A 17,555-nucleotide genomic window follows, 5' to 3' on the forward strand; every position below is an offset into this window, starting at 1 on the left:
GTAAAATAAATCAGAAACAAAAAAATATGAATGGAAAATATGAAAAAAATAAAGAAGAAACCATTTGCAATCAATCTTTTTTTAATGAAGATGATGTCGTTATTCCTTTTCAGGTCGAAGAGCTTAATATTCGTGGACGAGCTGTACAACTTGGAGAAACTTTAAATTCTATTCTCACAAGACACCAATATCCTGAACCTGTTTCTTACCTTCTAGCAGAAGCTTTAGTTTTAACTGTTTTGCTTGGAACTTCCATAAAACTTGAGGGAAAATTTATTTTACAAACTCATTCTAATGGTCCGGTTAACATGTTGGTGTGTGATTTTTCTCCTCCCTCTAGTTTGCGTGGTTATGCTCGTTTTGATGAAGAAAAGCTCAAACAAGCGATAGCCAAAAATCAAACATCCTCAGAAATACTTCTTGGAACAGGAACTTTAGCCTTCACTATCGATCAAGTCCCTTATACGCAACGCTATCAGGGAATAGTTGAATTAAATGGATCAAATTTACAAGAAATTTCCCGTACCTATTTTGATCAATCAGAACAAATCCCTACTGATATCCGTCTAGCAGTTGCTGTTTTGATCAATCGCGACTCACAAGGAAAATCACAGACAACTTGGCGAGCAGGAGGTATTTTGACCCAATTTTTACCTCAATCATCACATCATAATCAGACATATAGCTTCCTCCAAAAAACAGAACAAATTAAAACCCATTCCCAACTTGAAAATCAATGGCAAGAAGCAACAGCATTGACTGCAACTATTGAAAATTCGGAACTAACAGATCCACAAATCAGTAGCAAGCAGCTGCTATTTCGCCTTTTTCATGAACAAGGCGTCAAGGTTTTCAATCCTATTTTTATCGTAGATCGGTGCTCGTGTTCACACGAAAAAATTAAAGAAATATTGGAAAAATTTCCCGCTAATGAACGTTCCCAACTAATAGAAAATCAATACATTTCAGTTACATGTGAGTTTTGCTCAACAATCTATCGTTTTAAACCACAAGAACTTTCAAGCGAAAAAACATGACGAGCACTCTTTATAGAAAACAATACTAATTGTATCTAACATCCATTTTACCACGCTATTGATGTCTAACAGTGAACTTACACCAACAACAGAATATTTTGCTTATCTTTCTCCTCAGAATTCACAAACACCCAACTACCCGCAACAACAGCAACTTTTTACAAAATTGCTATAGTTGAGTCATTATCTATAAAAATTACATATAACCACGCAAAGTATCACAAAAAACTTCTTATTCTTATACATTTTCTGAAAAAATATCGCTTACACAATACCGATCTGCGACTCGACCAACATTGGAATTGATACAACTAAACAGCATAATACTCCTTTCCCTTACATAACACGACGCAATCGAACATAAAGTGCACCACCACCACCATGATGGCAAGCAGCTTTCTCAAAAGCATGAACATAATATCGAAAAGCCGGCGTTGATAACCAACGAGGTATAAACTTAGCTAGAGCACCATCACTCCCATACGATTGACCTTTGCCTGTTATCACAAGCACATAACGAAACCCTTTGTTCTGAGATGACTGTAAAAATTCTTTCAAGAAAAAATACGCCTCCTCTTGCGTATAACCATGAAGATCAAGACAAGCTTCTATAGGATAGTGGCCTTTGGCCATTTTACGACGTGTAACACGATCGAAAAAATAAATTTCGTGACATTTTACAGCCATCTCCTTTTTTCTTTTAACCGTTATTAACCTTTGTTGATTTTCCTGAGAATAAGGAAAGGACTGTGTTACATTCTGTTTTTTACTAATATTTGCTGTATTTTCTGAAATAGAAGAATGCAACTTACCATGAAGAGGTATTGTAGTACGACAAACCATCTCCCACAAAAGACGATCCTGAGAAATTAACGAATCTCTCTTTTGTCTCCATTCGCCATTGGCCATTTAAATCATAAATCTCTAATAAATTTCCTTGATATGATTCTATGACAACATGCTCTAGCTTTCATCTTCTGTTGCAAAAAGTCTCCAATTTGGATCCGGAGATAAGCTATTGCGAACAAAGGTCCAAACATCTTTAACTTCTACAATTGTATTAGGATCGCCATCTATACATTCTTCCTGTTTATTGTAACTCACAGAAATCATTTCACTAACAATACGAACAGTTAAAAATGCTTCCTTTTCTTGCATTGCTGCTGAAATAAACTCAACTTTATTAATCCCAACAAAAGTAAATTGAACTCTTTCATTATTTTCTTCACGTTGCTCAATAACTGCACAAAAATTCTCAAAAACATCTGGAGAAAGCAATTTCCTCAGTTGATCACGATCACCTTTAGCGAAAGCTGTTACAATCATTTCATAAGCAACTTGAACACCCTTTATGAAAAATTGAGGAGAAAAACTAGAATCACTCCGGCGAATAGCCCGTAAACCTTCATTCAGCGCACTCCCTGCTGACGCAATCGCATCAATTTCACTAAAATCACTCTTGTGCGAATTGACTTTATGAGGGAACGAAACAACATTATCTGTCGTTTCTGCATCAATATGTTTTTTAGAATTACCGGAATAAGGATCAAAGGGAGGTTTTTCAAAACCAATCCGTTTTCCTAACACATTACGGAGTTGCACAAAAACAACAACCATAATAACGAGAGCTACGACAAGTACAACATCAAATTCCATAGGCACTGTCAATCTCCAAACTCAAAATGATCTATAATAAACATTGCAGTCAATATCATTTATCAATAAACATGTAAAATAAGGAATCTATTATTCAAATTATTTTTATAAACCCTTAATTGTAATTCACAAAGGATAGCTCTTATAATTTTCTATAATAAGCTTTAAGAAGGGAATCTTCATGTGATAAAATCTTATCCTATAAATCTACGCTTTTTTGTCATTATTGCTCTCGGTGTTCTCTTAGTTGAAATTGCTGGTTTTATTTTTGTTGGAGAAGAAATTGGAATTTTAGCAACTTTGAGCTTGGTTGTTTTAACAGCAATAATAGGAATTATTTTGTTGCGAATTAAAGGACTCAACCTTCTAAGCAATATACAAAATAATTTTCTCCAAGGATATCCAATAGAAAATTATGTCATCAATGATATTTTAATCATTATTGGTGCGATTTTACTTATTTTTCCTGGCTTTGTAAGTGATATTTTAGGAATATCACTTCTTATAAAACCAATCCATACTATTGTTTGGTATTTCTTTTCATCATTTAGCAACAAAAACAATACCTACACAAGAAACGATGCCCACACTAAAAATGAATCTACAGAAATAATTGAGCTTAAAACAGAAGATAACAAAATCTATGGTTTTAAAGAGTCACCTTGGAATAAAAAATAATACAGGTAAGAAGAGCATTTCTTGCAACCATTTGCAGGACGTGATAACCGATCTATTTTTACGATTTAAAATAGAAATACATATCATTTGATGAGAGGTTTGTAGTATGGCTGCAAGTGAAATTAACAACAATAGCGAAGAACCAATCTTCGCTGTATTAACTCAATATTTAAAGGATTTCTCGTTTGAGAACCCAAATGCTCCTAGTTCATTGCGTCCACGCGAAAAGGCACCTCAAATCGACATTAGCATTAACGTTAACGCTAACCCCATTGAAGATGACAATTATGATGTTGTCTTATCTCTCTCAGTCAAAGCTAACGATAACACTGAAACGTTGTTTCATGTAGAACTGATCTACGGTGGTGTTTTCCATATTAAAAATATCCCACAAGAACATATAATGCCACTGATTTTTATTGAATGTCCACGTCTTTTGTTTCCATTTACGCGACAAATTATATCCGATGCTACCCAAAACGGTGGTTTTCCACCTTTGTGGATTGATCCAATTGATTTTGCAGCTCTGTTCCAAAAACGCATTGCTGAAGAACAAAAAAATAATCAAAAGCAACCGTCTTAAGAATTTGTTTTTTATTATCAAAAAGGCCATGAAACATCCGTGGCCTTTGTTTATTTAAATTTTTTTTGTATAGTCAGCAGTTAATATAGCAATACTGATAACATCTGTTGTTGTTTCTACTAAATAGCACAATTTAGAAAAATAGCTTTAATCCAATTAAAACATGGCTGACAGTAGTTTTTTCAGCAAACTTTTGCAAAATTTATTAATTACAAAATATACATGATACCTAAGTACTATTAATAATATTCATGGATGCTGTTAATCCTAGAAATAGATATTGCTACATAAGCACTTACTACTCCAAATTTTTATAAACATAAAAGACGGATGCTTACATCACTTATTCTTCTTCACTTGTTGCAAAAACAATTTGTTTTGATTTTTATCGAATATAATTATGAGCACCATGCATTGCAGAAGAAACGATATCAAATCTAGCGTTTAAATCACGTCCATAAGCCTCTAAATCATCAATATGCTTTCGTGCTACACCGCTTTGCATTGCAGCTTTTGCTACCGCAACGGAAACAACAGAAAGCAAACGAGGATCAAATGGAACAGGAATGATATAATTTGGACCAAATTTAAACTGTTTTCCACTATAAGCTTCCACAACACTATTAGGTACTTCTTCATGCGCTAAAGCTGCAAGAGCTCTTGCAGCAGAAATTTTCATGTCTTCATTGATAACAGATGCACGTACATCAAGCGCACCTCGAAATATATAAGGAAAACAAAGAACATTATTAATCTGATTCGGATAATCTGAACGACCTGTCGCAACAATGGCATCATTACGCACTCTCATAACTTCTTCTGGTGTAATTTCTGGATCAGGATTAGCCATAGCAAAAATAATTGGATTAGATGCCATAGAATCTACCATTTCAGGAGTAATCACACCTTTTGCAGAAACACCAAAAAATATATCAGCACCTTCCATAGCTTCGGAGAGAGTGCGCTTATCCGTTCGAACAGCATGAGCAGATTTCCACTGGTTCATCCCATCTTCACGACCTTCATAAACAACGCCTTTCGTATCACATAATATGATATTTTCAGAGCAAAATCCCATCGCCTTAATAAGTTCAATACAAGCAATTCCTGCAGAACCAGCACCATTACAGACTAACCTTGTATTTTCCATATTTCGCCCAGTTAAATATAAAGCATTTATTACACCAGCCGCTGCAATAATTGCTGTACCATGTTGATCATCATGAAATACAGGAATATTCATTATCTCACGTAAACGACTTTCAATTATAAAACACTCAGGCGCTTTAATGTCTTCAAGATTAATACCACCAAAAGAAGGCTCTAAATGACGTACTAGATTGATAAAACTTTCTGTATCATTCGTATCAATTTCTAAATCAATAGAATCAATATCTGCAAAGCGCTTAAAAAGCACTGCTTTCCCTTCCATTACCGGCTTAGATGCCAACGCACCTAAATTACCTAATCCCAAGATAGCGGTTCCATTTGATATAACAGCTACAAGATTGCCCTTTGCTGTATAATCGTAAGCCAGCTCAGGATTCTGAGCGATTGCCTTAACCGGAACAGCAACACCTGGTGAATAAGCAAGTGCTAAATCATGTTGCGTCGCCATAGGCTTTGTTGCAACAATTTCAAGTTTTCCAGGTCGACCACGACTATGAAAATCCAGAGCTTCCCACTCACTGTCGCTGTAAACCATTTGATGCATTTTATGATCCTGCTCACGGTTTTTCATCTTACTTAATTTTCTCCAAAATAGTGTAAATTCTGCTCGATAATGCGTGTCCATGACCTGATTTTAAAATTTGATTCATCCACATGAAATCGTTATGCTCACTTTACTAGACCTGATCATGCGTCTTAAGTTCAGAGATAATGAAGATAAGCACTGAAGTAAACAAAAAATGGCACGAAAGCCTCTATTAAAAGGGAAAAGCGCGCAAAAATGGATAATAAAATTAACCACAAAAATAATCTAACCCTACCACCTACGACTTTCTCCCCTCCCCATCCAGAACGCCTTACACCTATGATGGAGCAATATATAGAAATAAAAGCCGTTAATAATGATTCGCTGTTATTTTACCGTATGGGTGATTTTTACGAATTATTTTTTAATGATGCCATTGAAGCTGCTCAAGCCTTAGGAATCACACTCACAACACGCGGTAAACATTTAGGTGAAGAGATTCCTATGTGTGGTGTCCCCGTCCATGCTGCAGATGATTATTTACAAAAACTAATTTCCTTTGGATATCGTGTTGCTGTTTGTGAACAAATAGAAGATCCAGCAGAAGCTAAAAAACGCGGAGCAAAGTCTGTTGTACAACGCAATGTCGTTCGACTTGTTACACCTGGAACAATAACAGAAGAAAAACTCTTAGATCCAACGCGTGCAAATTATCTCATGACTCTTTCCCGCATTAAAACCAGCGATGGAGAAGAATTTTCACTTGCATGGATCGACATCTCAACAGGTATATTTCGTGTAACGGAAAGCCATCATGAAAAACTTCTAACAGACATTATGCGTATAGATCCACAAGAAATTATTGTATCTGACTCCTTTTTTCATGATGAATCCTACAAATCACTTTTTAATGCTCTCGGTCGTATCGTCACACCTCAACCAGCTAGTCTTTTTGACACAATGACAGCTGAACGCGATATTTGTAGTTATTTTAAACTTTCAACCCTTGAAGGTATCGCTGATTATTCACGTCTAGAGCTTTCTGCAATTACTGCTGCCATCCGTTATATCGAAAAAACACAAATTACTCATCGTCCTCCACTCATGCACCCCGAACGACAAAATGAAAATGCTACTCTTTTCATTGACGCTGCAACTAGGCTAAGTCTTGAACTTGTTCGAACTACATCAGGACAGCGCGATGGCAGCTTACTAAAAGCTATCGATCGCACCGTAACAGGAGGTGGATCACGCCTTCTCATTGATCGCTTAATTGCTCCCCTAACCACACCTGCAGCTATTGATAAGAGATTAGATTCAATAGAGTTTTTTCTTCGAAATACGTCCATTACGGAAGCTATACAGCTTATTTTAAAAGGGGGGCCAGATATGCCCCGTGCAGTTTCACGTTTAGCTCTTAATCGAGGAGGACCACGTGATATGGCAGTAATTCAGCGTGGCTTTGAAATTATTCATGAACTTAATCAAGTTTTTAACAATGAACTACTTCCTCAAGAAATAAGTGACATACAACAAGTTTTTTTAAGTTTACCTACTGCTTTGCATTATCATTTAGAACAAGCTTTAGCCGATGACCTCCCACTGCTTAAACGTGATGGTGGTTTTATTCGCCCTCATTATAATAAAGAGCTAGATGAAATACGTGCTCTACGTGATGAATCCCGCCGTGTTATTGCGGAACTTCAAGCACAATATGCCAAGGAAACAAATATTAAAACACTTAAAATAAAGCACAACAACATTCTTGGTTACTTCATTGAAGTGACCAATTTGCAAGCGTCTGCTCTCACAGATACCCCACAAGCAAAAGCACGTTTTATTCACCGACAAACAATGGCAAATGCAATGCGCTTTACCACCACAGAACTTGCAGAACTAGAAAGTCGTATTGCCCATGCAGCTAATCACGCAATGACACTTGAATTAGAAATCTTCGAAACTCTTGTTAATGAAATTACCGCACAGGTTGATTTCATTCGCAAAGCTGCTGAAGCACTTGCTATTTTAGATGTATCCGTTGCTTTAGCTAAATTAGCTGAAGAACAAGGATATTGTCGTCCAAAAATTGATCATTCGCTTACCTTTCATATCACCGCAGGACGCCATCCTGTTGTAGAACAAGCTTTACGGAAGCAAGCAGCAGAACCATTTGTTGCTAATAACTGCGACCTCTCTGTGCAAAAAAATCATCAATACGCAGCTATTTGGTTATTAACAGGTCCAAACATGGGAGGAAAATCAACTTTTTTACGACAAAATGCTCTTATTGCTATTATGGCACAAATGGGTTCCTTCGTCCCAGCATCTTCAGCTCATATCGGTGTTGTTGATCGCTTATTTAGCCGCGTTGGCGCTTCTGATGACCTTGCTCGTGGACGCTCAACTTTTATGACGGAAATGGTTGAAACTGCAACAATTCTTAATCACGCCAGTAGTCATTCTCTTGTTATTCTTGATGAAATCGGGCGCGGTACATCAACCTTTGATGGACTTTCAATTGCTTGGGCAGCGGTTGAATATCTTCATGAAGTCAATCGCTGTCGCGCTATTCTAGCTACGCATTTTCATGAAATGACAGCACTTACAGATAAGCTTGATCGCCTCCATAATGTAACGATGGAGGTTAAAAATTGGAATGGAGATATAATTTTTCTCCATGAAGTCATAAAAGGAGCAGCTGATCGATCCTACGGCGTACAGGTCGCAAAGCTTGCTGGACTTCCTGCAGAAGTTATTACCCGCGCTACAGATGTTCTACACCAATTAGAGAAAAGTGAAATGGCGTACAACGGACATAAATTAATTGATGATTTACCACTCTTTTCCCTTAAAGCAACATCCTCCATAAATAAAGAAACAAACAAATGCTGTGTGCTTCACGAAGCTTTAAAAAACATTCATCCCGATGAACTTTCCCCTAAAGAAGCTTTAGAAAAACTTTATTGCCTCAAACAACTCGAAAAGAAATAATTTCTCTATAATAAATCAAAGACTATACTCTCTACCTTCGCCCTTTTTTATAAAATTTTACCAGTAATGATTCGGGCATACCATTCTCAACTAACAGAAATCAGTTCAGGATATTGTAAAAAAGACACACAAAACCCCTGTTAATCTGTTACAAAAATTCTTTTATTTCAATCAAGCATTACGCACTGCACCCTTTGCAGCAGAAGTCGTTGTTGCAGCATATGCTCTTAGAGCCTTGGAAATTTTGCGCTTACGCTCCTCAACTGGTTGCCAAGCTGCTTTTCCTTTCTCTTCCATTTTGGTACGACGACGAATAATCTCAACGTCATCAACCAACATATGAATGGTGCGATTAGGAATATCAATTTCTATTATATCCCCCTCTTCCACTAAAGCAATTTCTCCTCCCTCAGCTGCCTCTGGTGAAATATGACCTATAGAAAGCCCTGAAGTTCCCCCTGAAAAACGACCATCTGTCACAAGTGCACAAACCTCTCCCAACCCTTTAGATTTAAGATAACTCGTTGGATAGAGCATCTCTTGCATACCTGGTCCACCACGTGGACCTTCATAACGAATTAAAATAATATCACCTGATTTAATTTTATCCGTCAAAATCGCTGACACAGCTGAATCTTGGCTTTCAAAAATTCTTGCTGGACCTTGAAAGGTTAAAATTGACTGATCAACACCTGCTGTTTTCACAATACAACCATCTTTTGCAAGATTTCCATAAAGAACAGCCAACCCTCCATCTTGCGAATAAGCATGCTTAACATCGCGGATTACACCTATTTCACGATCAAGATCAAGAGTATCATAGCGGCAAAATTGGCTAAAAGCCGTCTGTGTAGGAATACCACCTGGTGCTGCACGATAAAATTCATGAATTATTGGCTCATTGGTTTGTTTTACATCCCAACGATAAAGAGCCTCTTTCATTGTTTTTGCATGAACTGTGTGAACAGATGTATCAATGAGTCCTGCTGCATCCAATTCACCTAAAAGTCCCATAATACCACCGGCACGATGAACATCCTCCATATGTACATTAGCAACAGAAGGTGCAACTTTGCACAAAACAGGAACATGACGCGAAAGACGATCAATATCATTCATGGTAAAATCCACTTCTCCTTCTTGTGCAGCCGCTAAAAGATGCAAAACAGTATTAGTTGATCCTCCCATAGCAATATCAACGGTCATTGCATTTTCAAATGCTTTACGCGATGCAATAGAACGTGGTAAGGTAGTCTCATCTCCTTTCTCATAATAACGCTTCGCTAATACAACAATCTGTTGTCCAGCTTCTTCAAACAGCATTTTACGATCTGCATGTGTTGCCAGCATTGACCCATTTCCGGGAAGGGAAAGCCCTAATGCCTCAGTCAAACAATTCATAGAATTAGCTGTGAACATTCCCGAACAAGATCCACATGTAGGACACGCAGCACGCTCTATTTCAGCGACTTCTTCTTCTGAATTATACTCGGAAGCCGCAGCAATTATTGCGTCAACTAAATCCACAGTAAGATTCTGACCTTTCCATTTAATCTTTCCTGCTTCCATAGGACCACCTGAAACAAAAATTGTTGGAATATTCAATCGCAAAGCAGCCATTAACATACCAGGTGTAATTTTGTCACAATTAGAAATACAGACAAGTGCATCAGCACAATGAGCATTAACCATATATTCAACAGAATCAGCAATAATTTCACGTGAAGGCAAAGAATAGAGCATGCCATCATGACCCATAGCGATTCCATCATCTACAGCAATCGTATTAAATTCCTTTGCAACACCACCGGCAGCAACTATTTTTTGTGCCACTAATTGTCCAAGATCTTTTAAATGGACATGCCCAGGTACAAATTGTGTAAAAGAATTCGCAACAGCAATTATAGGTTTACCAAAATCCGTTTCTTTCATCCCTGTTGCACGCCAAAGACCACGAGCACCCGCCATATTGCGTCCATGAGTTGAGATTCTTGAACGATAAGAAGGCATTATTTTCTTCCTCAAAATAATTTTATCTTTCCTGTTGTGCTGTAACCAAATCCTAAAAGCAAGAACTCTAACATTAAAATAAAGAAAAATGCCTCTTAATTAAAATATTTCAAATCACAAAACTTCGGACAGTATATCATTGCCTATATTAAACAAAGGTTTTTATTAAATTGTTTATGATATTACTTTTCTCTATTCACTGTAGCTATAAGTAGAAAACTGCTTATTTATTTTTTACAAAATACAGTGAGCGAAAATACACGATATTATGAAATTTTTAGATCTGCAAGGAAAAAAATATCGCAGCCCCCTATCATCTTTTGACCGTCACAGAAATCTTACTTAACTACTAACATCTTTAAACATAAACGTGCTAGCCAAACAAAATATTCTGATCTTTTTGGTGGAGCTAAGCGGGATCGAACCGCTGACCTCTTGCATGCCATGCAAGCGCTCTCCCAGCTGAGCTATAGCCCCACAAAAACAGAAATGTAATCTGAGAGAAATTTTGTAAAACAGGAAAAATTGAAGATCAAGAAAAATTTATCTTCTTGCTTTTCTTAAACATCGTCATCGTCAGAAACATTACCTACAAAAATATCAGTGACATCATCATCCTCATCATCTTCATCGTGAGATAAAAACGTATCATCATCATCACCAAGATCCACATCACTATCTCCCAAATCAGGAAGATCATCATCTTTAGAATCATCAACATCTTCTTCAAGTAGCATAAAAGCTGACTTTTCAAGCGCTGTATCAAGCTCTTCAGCATCAACTTCTTCTTCATTACTCGCTTCAGCTGCAGCAACCTCGAAATAAGAACGTGGATAAGAAATTCCTGTATAAGGCGACACAATAGGATCGCGATTAAGATCATAAAATTTCTTTCCCGTTTCTGGATCAACACGTTTAGTTCCAAGCTCTTGTTTTGCCATGAATTGTGCCTCTTTGGTTAATTATATTCCATTAAAAGACGAACTTTACGGTGCTTAATCAAAAGATAATGCTTTTGTCAAAGATAAATACATAATTCCACATGGATTTCTTCATGACGCGTTCCAAAGCATGTGCTAAAGAAAAAGTTAAATTCAATAAAATTTTAACAAAATTAAATAAAATTTCTATGCAAAAAGCAATACCTATAACCGCTTATAAATCTAAAAACCTTTCTGGAAAAATTAAAATACCGGGAGACAAATCTATTTCCCACCGATCTCTTATATTAGGAGGATTAGCAAGTGGCGAAACATCTGTTTACGGATTACTTGAAAGCGATGATGTTTTAAATACAGCTGCTGCTATGCAAGCTATGGGAGCCTGTATTCATAAGAAAAATGATCTCTGGATTATTCGTGGAACTGGTAATGGCTGTCTCTTAGCTGCGCAAAAACCCTTAAATTTTGGTAATTCTGGAACTGGTGCCCGCTTAATTATGGGAATGGTTGGCCCTTATCATATGAAAACAACTTTTATTGGTGATACCTCTTTATCCAAACGCCCTATGGGACGTATTCTAGACCCATTGCGTTTAATGGGTGTCGAAATTGAAGCAACCCATAACAATCATCTCCCTTTAACGCTTTATGGTCCCAAAATGGCAAATCCAATTTGCTACCGTATTCCAATGGCTTCTGCACAAGTTAAATCAGCAATCCTACTTGCTGGACTCAATACTGCTGGCACTACAACTGTTATTGAATCAGTTCTTACCAGAGATCATACAGAAAAAATGTTAAAGGCGTTTGGTGCTGAACTTGAGATAGAGATAGATGCAAAAGGCACACGTTTCATCCATCTCAATGGCCAGCCACACCTTACTGGACAAACTATTAATGTTCCAGGCGATTTTTCTTCTGCAGCTTTTCCACTTATTGCATCTCTTCTCGTAGAAAATTCTGATGTTATCATTGAAAATGTGCTTATAAACAACTCTCGAGCAGGTCTTCTCGAAACATTGTGGGAAATGGGAGCTAAAATTGAATTATTGAATCAACGCAAAACAGGTGGAGAAAATGTTGCTGATCTACGAGCTCAATCATCCGTGTTAAAAGGCGTCACTGTACCTAAAGCACGAGTGCCATCGATGATTGATGAATATCCAGCTTTAGCTGTGGCAGCAGCTTTTGCTGAAGGCAAAACAGTTATGCTAGGACTTGAAGAATTGCGCGTTAAAGAATCAGACCGATTATCCTCTATTGCTCAAGGATTAAAAATTAATAACGTTCATTGTGAAGAGGGGCTAGATTTTCTTATTGTTCATGGAAAAAGTTTAAAAAAGGAACTGGGAGGTGGACATGTCATAACCCATTGCGATCATCGAATTGCTATGTGCTTTCTTATTTTTGGGTTAGCATCAGAAAAACCTGTTACTATTGATGATAAACGTATGATAGCTACCAGCTTTCCAGAATTTATTCCTTTCATGCAGAAACTTGGAGGAAAAATCTATTGAAACCCTTTATCATTGCAATTGATGGACCAGCTGCATCAGGCAAAGGAACGTTAGCACGCAGAATCGCTGCTCATTATCATCTTCGCCATTTAGATACCGGTCTCACCTATCGCGGCGTTGCCCACGCACTCTTACGGCAAAAATTATCTCTCGATGACAAAAAAAATGCCATCGCTTATGCCATGGAACTCGATTTTAATACTTTAAATCCAGACATTCTTTCTTCTAATGAACTTGGTGAAGCAGCTTCAAAAATAGCAACCGTACCAGCTGTACGCAAAATTCTTGTCGAAAAACAGCGTAATTTTGCTAAAACTTTACCAGGAAGTGTACTCGATGGACGTGATATTGGAACCGTCGTTTGTCCAGATGCAGATGTCAAACTTTACCTCTTAGCCAATGCTCAAACACGCGCAAAACGTCGCCATCAGGAAATTTTAAAAAAAGGAATCCAAGCAAATTATAATGAAATCCTTGCCAATATTGAGCGCCGAGACAATCGCGATATAACCCGTAAACAGAGCCCGCTAAAACCAGCAAAAAACGCCTACTTGCTTGATACGTCAGAATTGAGTATAGAAGCAACATTCATGGCTGCATGCACTTTAATTGACCCTGTCATAAATAATCATGCAGCGAAGTGAATTCATCAAGGTAATTTTTAGCCTAGCGCTAATTTTTCTTTATTATGTTTAAGAAAAAAGGCAAAAAGTTAACTAATATCAACACTAACCCAGCGCTTATACCTTTTACAATGAAGGTGTGTATCAGGAGTTCTTATGTCACAATATAATCCTACAACAGCGGATTTTGAAACCCTTTTAATGGAATCTTTTCGAACCAATGATCTCAATGAAGGATCCGTTGTCAAAGGTCGTGTCATCGCAATCGAAAAAGACATGGCTATTATCGATGCTGGCCTTAAAGTCGAAGGACGTATCCCACTTAAAGAGTTTGGCACTAAAGGAAAAGATGGGTCCCTGCAAGTCGGTGATGAAGTTGAAGTTTATATTGAACGTATTGAAAATGCTATGGGTGAAGCCGTTCTATCCCGTGAAAAAGCACGTCGCGAAGAAAGCTGGATCCGTCTGGAAGAAAAATTTAATGCTGGTGCACGCGTTGACGGGGTTATCTTTAGTCAAGTAAAAGGAGGCTTTACTGTTGATCTTGATGGTTCTATTGCTTTCTTACCTCGCAGCCAAGTTGATATTCGTCCCATTCGTGATGTTTCACCATTAATGCATAATATACAATCTTTTGAAATTTTGAAAATGGATCGTCGCCGCGGTAATATTGTTGTCTCACGTCGTACTGTATTAGAAGAAAGCCGAGCCGAGCAACGTTCAGAAATCGTGCAAAATCTTGAAGAAAACCAAATTGTTGAAGGTGTTGTAAAAAATATAACTGATTACGGCGCTTTTGTTGATCTTGGTGGCATTGATGGTCTTTTACATGTCACAGATATGGCGTGGCGGCGTGTTAATCATCCATCTGAGATTCTCACTATTGGACAGACTATTAAAGTTCAAATTATTCGAATTAATCAAGATACGCACCGTATTTCTCTTGGAATGAAACAGCTTGAAAGTGATCCTTGGGAAAGCATCAGTGCCAAGTATCCTGTTGGTAAAAAAATTACTGGTGCTGTTACCAATATCACAGATTATGGTGGTTTTGTTGAAATTGAGCCAGGAATTGAAGGGCTAATCCATATTTCTGAGATGAGTTGGACAAAGAAAAATATTCATCCTGGAAAACTTTTATCCACATCACAAGAAGTAGAAGTGGTTGTTCTTGAAATTGATCCTTCTAAACGGCGTATATCTCTTGGCTTAAAGCAAACATTTGAAAATCCATGGGTAGCTTTTGCTAATAAATTTCCTGTAAATTCACAAATCGAAGGAGAAGTGAAAAACAAGACAGAGTTTGGTCTTTTTATTGGTCTTGAAGGTGACGTTGATGGTATGGTTCATCTTTCTGATCTTGATTGGAATCGTCCTGGTGAACAAGTTATTGATACTTACAACAAGGGTGATATCGTTAAAGCTGTGGTGCTTGATGTTGACATCGAAAAAGAGCGCATCTCTCTTGGAATAAAACAGCTTTCCAGCGATAAAGTTGGAGAAGCAGCGGCATCTGGTGAGCTACGTAAAGGTGCTATCGTGACGTGTGAAGTGACCTCAGTTAATGATAATGGCATTGACGTAAGATTGATTGATCACAATCTTGAAACAATTATCCGTCGTGCTGATTTGGCTCGTGATCGTGATGAACAACGCCCTGAGCGTTTTGTAATTGGTCAAAGAGTTGACGCTCGGATTACAGCATTTGATAAAAAAACGCGTAAAATTTCAGTATCTATTAAAGCTTTAGAAATTGCAGAAGAAAAAGAAGCCGTTGCTCAATATGGGTCAACAGATTCGGGAGCTTCTCTTGGTGATATTCTCGGTGCAGCTTTGAAAAAGCAAGAACAAGATTAATAATTTTATAATATCGAACTCAGGTCGCTTATTATTTAGCGGCCTTTTTTGTTCTTCAAAAAAACTAAATGATTTACGTTGAATAACATCCAAAATATTTTTATGAGGTATCTTTCTCTCCAATAAACAGCTGTTCATTAAAATTATAAATCACAGAATATAACTCATAATTAAAATGTAACCTCTATAGAAAAATCTTATTTCCTACATATGAATGAGGAAAAGAGAGGTGTGGTGCAATGCTATTGAAGCAATCACATAAAATTTATTCCCAACACCACTGATGCCAGCAATCTCACTGTCAAAAATGATAAAAATATTTTTTACTATTGCTCAAAGCTATAGAGTTGTTATAGTTCCTGCATTCCTTACGATGATCACATTGATGCATCGCAATTTAAAATTTTACTTAACTGAAAGAGAAAGGGTTATGAATCATACGGATATAGCGAAACGAGTTTACAATCATACTTGGAAACTTGATCCAATTGTCCGTTCACTTCTTGATACGGATTTTTATAAGCTTCTTATGGTACAAATGATTTGGGGACTTTATCCGAATGTAAATGTTAACTTCTCTCTCATAAACCGTACAAAAACAATACGTCTTGCTGATGATATTGATGAAAGTGAATTGCGTGCTCAACTCGATCATGCGCTTAGTTTGCGCTTTACTAAAAAAGAAATGATATGGCTTGCTGGTAACGCATTTTATGGACGCAAACAAATTTTCGAACCCGATTTCCTTCATTGGCTCGAGCATTTTCAATTACCTGAATATGAGCTAACCCATAAGAATGGCCAATACATCCTTCATTTTTATGGTCCGTGGACTCACAGTTCCATGTGGGAAATCCCTGCCCTTACTATCATAAGTGAATTACGTTCACGTGCTGCTATGAAAAATTTGGGGCGTTTTGCGCTTGATGTACTTTATGCTCGTGCTAAAGCAAAAGTGTGGCATAAAATTGAGCGTCTCAAAAAATTACCTGATATAAAAATATCTGACTTTGGAACAAGACGTCGTCACTCTTTTTTATGGCAGCGCTGGTGTATTGAGGCATTAAAAGAAGGTATTGGTAATTCTTTTATGGGGACTTCTAACGTCCTTCTTGCTATGGATACAGATTTAGAAGCTCTTGGTACAAATGCACATGAATTGCCCATGGTAATTGCTGCACTTACAGATAACGATAATGAATTGCGTCAAGCACCTTACAAAGTTCTACAAGATTGGAATCGTTATTATGGCGGAAATCTTTTAATCGTTTTACCTGATACCTTTGGTACAGAAGCATTTTTACGAAATGCACCAAATTGGGTAGCTGATTGGACAGGTTTTAGGCCTGACAGTGCTCCCCCCATTGATGGTGGTGAACGTATTATAAAGTGGTGGAAAAAAAATGGAAAAGATCCACGCGAAAAATTGCTAATTTTTTCTGATGCACTTGATGTAGATACAATCGAAAAAACCTATCACCACTTCCATGGTAAAGTACGCATGAGTTTTGGATGGGGCACAGATCTTACCAATGACTTTGCAGGCTGTGCACCTAAAGAAATTGCAACCCTTGATGCTCTTTCTCTTGTTTGTAAAGTCACCCATGCCAATGGCCGGCCAGCTGTAAAACTTTCGGATAACCCTGAAAAAACTATCGGCGATCCACAAGAAGTACAACGTTATGTTAACTTTTTCGGTAATGGGTAACAGATTCCTAGACTCCAAAAAGCCTAATTATTAAATTATATTGCACAAAATAGAAATCAAGAACTACAAAACTGGTGACTTCTCTATAAGTAAGACACTGCTGTTCTTATCATTCTTAACACATGAAAATCCCATCCCCATATAAATGACTTTTCATTACTCATAATAAACAGTGTCACGAATGTTCTATTCACTTGTTTGTGATATATTTTTTTCTAATTAAATCGCTTCATAAGCATACTATTTCATCTAATGAAT

Annotated in this window: 12 protein-coding genes, 1 tRNA gene and 1 pseudogene; 8 read left to right on the forward strand and 6 right to left on the reverse strand. The window is 37.3% G+C overall.

Going from position 1 to position 17,555, the window contains the following annotated elements; all coding sequences use genetic code 11:
* Positions 1-26 precede the first annotated feature (26 nt).
* The gene (locus tag V3565_RS02950) at positions 27-1,037 is read left to right on the forward strand and encodes an Hsp33 family molecular chaperone (protein ID WP_455478818.1); all 1,011 of its coding nucleotides are present in this window, start codon (positions 27-29) and stop codon (positions 1,035-1,037) included.
* Between the two features lie 336 nt (positions 1,038-1,373).
* On the opposite strand, the gene V3565_RS02955 is transcribed toward V3565_RS02950, so the two are convergent.
* Together V3565_RS02955 and V3565_RS02960 are read right to left on the reverse strand one after the other, a co-directional pair.
* Positions 1,374-1,946, reverse strand: coding sequence for a Smr/MutS family protein (locus V3565_RS02955; protein WP_455478819.1), 573 nt, complete (start codon positions 1,944-1,946; stop codon positions 1,374-1,376).
* A 54-nt stretch (positions 1,947-2,000) separates the two neighbouring features.
* The gene (locus V3565_RS02960) at positions 2,001-2,693 is read right to left on the reverse strand and encodes a Tim44/TimA family putative adaptor protein (protein ID WP_455478820.1); all 693 of its coding nucleotides are present in this window, start codon (positions 2,691-2,693) and stop codon (positions 2,001-2,003) included.
* 183 nt (positions 2,694-2,876) lie between these two features.
* Between V3565_RS02960 and V3565_RS02965 the strand changes: the two genes are divergently transcribed.
* Positions 2,877-3,371 (forward strand): FxsA family protein, encoded by a 495-nt coding sequence (locus V3565_RS02965; RefSeq protein WP_455478821.1) that lies wholly within the window; start codon positions 2,877-2,879, stop codon positions 3,369-3,371.
* Between the two features lie 106 nt (positions 3,372-3,477).
* A complete protein-coding gene (secB, locus tag V3565_RS02970; RefSeq protein ID WP_455478822.1) occupies positions 3,478-3,954 on the forward strand; it encodes a protein-export chaperone SecB in 477 nt (158 codons plus the stop codon).
* Positions 3,955-4,342: 388 nt separating this feature from the next.
* Here the strand turns inward: secB and V3565_RS02975 are convergent.
* Positions 4,343-5,695 (reverse strand): annotated as a pseudogene (locus tag V3565_RS02975) (malic enzyme-like NAD(P)-binding protein); the annotation flags it as partial.
* Positions 5,696-5,905: 210 nt separating this feature from the next.
* On the opposite strand from V3565_RS02975, the gene mutS reads away from it, so the two are divergent.
* On the forward strand, positions 5,906-8,641 hold the full coding sequence (mutS, locus tag V3565_RS02980) for a DNA mismatch repair protein MutS (protein ID WP_455478823.1): 2,736 nt from the start codon (positions 5,906-5,908) through the stop codon (positions 8,639-8,641).
* Between the two features lie 171 nt (positions 8,642-8,812).
* Here mutS and ilvD read toward each other — a convergent pair whose 3' ends face one another.
* The 3 genes from ilvD to V3565_RS02995 form a co-directional block, all read right to left on the reverse strand.
* Positions 8,813-10,651 (reverse strand): dihydroxy-acid dehydratase, encoded by a 1,839-nt coding sequence (gene ilvD / locus V3565_RS02985; RefSeq protein ID WP_455478824.1) that lies wholly within the window; start codon positions 10,649-10,651, stop codon positions 8,813-8,815.
* A 401-nt stretch (positions 10,652-11,052) separates the two neighbouring features.
* A tRNA-Ala gene (locus V3565_RS02990) sits at positions 11,053-11,128 on the reverse strand.
* Between the two features lie 83 nt (positions 11,129-11,211).
* Positions 11,212-11,592: a TIGR02300 family protein gene (locus tag V3565_RS02995; protein WP_455478825.1), complete on the reverse strand. Its 381-nt coding sequence runs from the start codon at positions 11,590-11,592 to the stop codon at positions 11,212-11,214.
* Positions 11,593-11,780: 188 nt separating this feature from the next.
* Between V3565_RS02995 and aroA the strand changes: the two genes are divergently transcribed.
* The 4 genes from aroA to pncB all read left to right on the forward strand — a co-directional run bounded on the left by aroA (position 11,781) and on the right by pncB (position 17,297).
* The gene (aroA, locus tag V3565_RS03000; protein WP_455478854.1) at positions 11,781-13,109 is read left to right on the forward strand and encodes a 3-phosphoshikimate 1-carboxyvinyltransferase; all 1,329 of its coding nucleotides are present in this window, start codon (positions 11,781-11,783) and stop codon (positions 13,107-13,109) included.
* Positions 13,106-13,753, forward strand: a complete 648-nt coding sequence (gene cmk, locus V3565_RS03005) for a (d)CMP kinase (RefSeq protein WP_455478826.1) — start codon at positions 13,106-13,108, stop codon at positions 13,751-13,753. The genes aroA and cmk overlap by 4 nt, the downstream gene beginning before the upstream one ends.
* Positions 13,754-13,888: 135 nt before the next feature.
* A complete protein-coding gene (gene rpsA, locus V3565_RS03010; protein WP_455478827.1) occupies positions 13,889-15,589 on the forward strand; it encodes a 30S ribosomal protein S1 in 1,701 nt (566 codons plus the stop codon).
* Positions 15,590-16,019: 430 nt separating this feature from the next.
* Positions 16,020-17,297, forward strand: a complete 1,278-nt coding sequence (gene pncB, locus V3565_RS03015) for a nicotinate phosphoribosyltransferase (RefSeq protein WP_455478828.1) — start codon at positions 16,020-16,022, stop codon at positions 17,295-17,297.
* The last annotated feature ends 258 nt before the right edge of the window (positions 17,298-17,555 follow it).

This window comes from Bartonella sp. B10 (assembly GCF_053794435.1).